3 protein-coding genes are annotated in these 1,889 nt (G+C 62.6%); 2 read left to right on the plus strand and 1 reads right to left on the minus strand.

The annotated features are described in order from the left end of the window. Together NW835_RS10000 and NW835_RS10005 are read left to right on the plus strand one after the other, a co-directional pair. A partial coding sequence (locus NW835_RS10000) for an ABC transporter ATP-binding protein (RefSeq protein ID WP_414415198.1) occupies positions 1–470 on the plus strand: 470 nt, incomplete at its 5' end. Between the two features lie 56 nt (positions 471–526). Then, on the plus strand, positions 527–1,300 hold the full coding sequence (locus NW835_RS10005; protein WP_414338052.1) for an ABC transporter permease: 774 nt from the start codon (positions 527–529) through the stop codon (positions 1,298–1,300). 33 nt (positions 1,301–1,333) lie between these two features. Here NW835_RS10005 and NW835_RS10010 read toward each other — a convergent pair. After that, the coding region (locus NW835_RS10010; protein ID WP_414415199.1) for an alanine dehydrogenase at positions 1,334–1,889 on the minus strand (556 nt) is incomplete at its 5' end.

Below are 1,889 nucleotides of genomic sequence, written 5' to 3' on the forward strand. Positions count from 1 at the left end.
AGCCCTACAAGCGCACCTTCCGGCAAAACCTGGCTCAGCACAAAAAGTCGGCGCTGGAGCTGTTGGCCGCCGTGGGCTTGGATGGTTTCCAAAAAGCCTATCCTTGGCAGCTTTCCGGGGGGATGCGGCAGCGGGTTGCCCTCTGTCGAGCTTTGATCCACCAGCCGGAGCTGTTGTTGCTGGATGAGCCCTTTGCCGCCCTGGATGCCTTCACCCGCGAGGAGATGTGGGAGATGTTGCAGCGGCTGTGGCTGCGCACCGGCTGCACGGCTATTCTCATCACTCACGATCTGCGGGAGGCGGTTTTCCTCTCCGATACCATTTATGTCATGGGGTCGCGGCCTAGCGAGATTGTCTTTACCCTCAAGGTAGATCTGCCCCGCCCGCGCCCGTTGGAGATCTGCCTGACGGACGAGTTTCACCACTTGGTTGCGGAAGTGCGCAAGCACATAAGGACTCCGTCCCGCTGACGCGAACGGCGCAGCAGCTAACCAAAGTTTTCTCGATAGATCGCCGCGCAACCCTGATGAAAAACTCCTTTGACCGATTTCTCCAGACGAAAGCGGCCTCGCTGCTCCTGCCGGTGGTCACCCTGCTGCTGACCCTTGGCCTTTGGGAGGCAGGGGTGCGGCTGTTGCAGGTTCCCCGCTTTGTTTTGCCTGCGCCCAGCGCGATCTGGCAGTCGATGCAGGAGTGGGACGAGGTGATCCTGGGGCACTCGCTGTTTACCCTCAGCTCAACCCTGCTGGCTTTTGGGCTGGCTTTGGTGGGCGGGATCTTGCTGGGATCCCTTATCGGCAGCTCCCGCCTGGCCCATCTGTGTCTGTACCCACTGCTGGTGGGGTTTAATACCATCCCCAAGGTGGCCCTGGTGCCGCTGCTGGCGATTTGGTTTGGCCTGGGCATGATCCCGGCGGTGATTACAGCTTTTTTGCTGGCCTTTTTCCCCATTGCCGTGAATGTGGCGGTGGGCCTGGAGACGGTGGAGCCAGAAATGCGCGATGTGCTGCGCTCCCTGGGGGCCAGCGGTTGGGAAATCTTCCTCAAGGTGGGGCTTCCCCACAGCTTGCCCTATCTGTTTGCCTCGCTGAAGGTGGCCATTTCGCTGGCCTTTGTCGGCGCGGTGATCGCGGAGACGGTGGCCTCTAACCGCGGGCTGGGCTACCTGATTGTGTCCGCCAGCTCTTCTTTTGATGTGCCCTTGGCCTTTGCCGGCTTGGTTGCCCTCGGCCTCATGGGTGTTCTGCTCTACTCTTTTTTCGCCGCTCTGGAGCGCTACCTCTTGGCCTGGCGGCAGTAGCGGAAGGGATCCCGACGGGAAAGCTGGCCCAAGCTAGCTCAAGTCGGGAAAGGTGGCCCGCACCGCCGGGTGGATGAGCTTTCCGCCCCGGATGTTGAGCCCCTTGGCCAGGCCCGGATCCTGCTCCAGGGCGGCGCTCAAGCCAAGGTTGGCCAACTTGAGGACGTAGGGGAGGGTGGCGTTGACCAGCGCCTGGGTCGAAGTCCAGGGGACGGCCCCCGGCATGTTGGGAACCCCGTAGTGCAAGACTCCGTGGGCTTCGTAAACCGGCTGGGCATGGGTGGTGACCTTGGTGGTGGCGATGCACCCCCCCTGATCCACGGCCACATCCACGATCAAAGAGCGGGGCCGCATCTGGGCTACCAGCTCTTCCTTCACCAAAACCGGGGCGCGGCTGCCCGGCACCAACACTGCTCCCACCACCAGGTCGGCCTCGCGGACGCACTCCTCGATGCTCTGGGCGGTGCTGTAGAGCAGCTCCACCCGCGACCCGAAGATCAGCTCCAGCTCGTTGAGGCGCTGCAGGTTGATGTCCAGAATCTGCACCCGCGCCCCCAGTCCGACGGCCATCTTGGCCGCCTCCGTACCC

Origin of the sequence: Synechococcus sp. OH2 (assembly GCF_047462155.1) — a bacterium.
In the GTDB taxonomy this organism is placed as follows: Bacteria; Cyanobacteriota; Cyanobacteriia; order Thermostichales; family Thermostichaceae; genus Thermostichus.

Excerpts from the sequence above, each read along its gene's own strand:
- NW835_RS10005 (WP_414338052.1), top strand. The coding sequence starts at position 527 with ATGAAAAACTCCTTTGACCGATTTCTCCAGACGAAAGCGGCCTCGCTG.